Source organism: Flagellimonas olearia (genome assembly GCF_009184425.1).
GTDB classification, from domain to species: Bacteria; Bacteroidota; Bacteroidia; order Flavobacteriales; family Flavobacteriaceae; genus Flagellimonas; species Flagellimonas olearia.
The window spans coordinates 1-383 of sequence record NZ_WELG01000086.1 but is presented as its reverse complement, the minus strand read 5'-3'; the positions used below and the strand labels follow the sequence as shown (position 1 = coordinate 383).

Here is a 383-nt window from a genome sequence, read left to right as displayed (position 1 = left end):
ATGCTCGAGTGGTGGTGATTTCTTCCACAGGCAAACACTTTTCTGCGGGCATGGATTTGGCGGTGTTTTCGGATCCTAGTGGTGCCCCAATGGGAGGGGATCCGGGACGAATGGCAGAGAACCTTCGCCGGGTGGTGCTGCAGCTGCAAGATTGTCTGAGTGTGCTCGAGCAGGTGCGAATTCCAGTGTTGGCGGCGATTCAGGGAGGCTGTATTGGTGGCGCATTGGATTTGGTATGTGCGGCGGACAGTCGTTACTGCACAGAGGACGCGTTCTTTACCATCAAGGAAACCCCGCTAGGTATGACTGCGGATGTGGGCACACTTCAGCGTCTGCCTAAGTTGATGCCCCAAGGCCTGGTGAGGGAGCTGGCCTATACCGGT

Annotated in this window: 1 protein-coding gene; it reads left to right on the top strand. The window is 56.7% G+C overall.

What is annotated here, in order from left to right:
• Positions 1-8 precede the first annotated feature (8 nt).
• The coding region (locus F8C76_RS19310) for an enoyl-CoA hydratase-related protein (RefSeq protein ID WP_313847411.1) at positions 9-383 on the top strand (375 nt) is incomplete at its 3' end.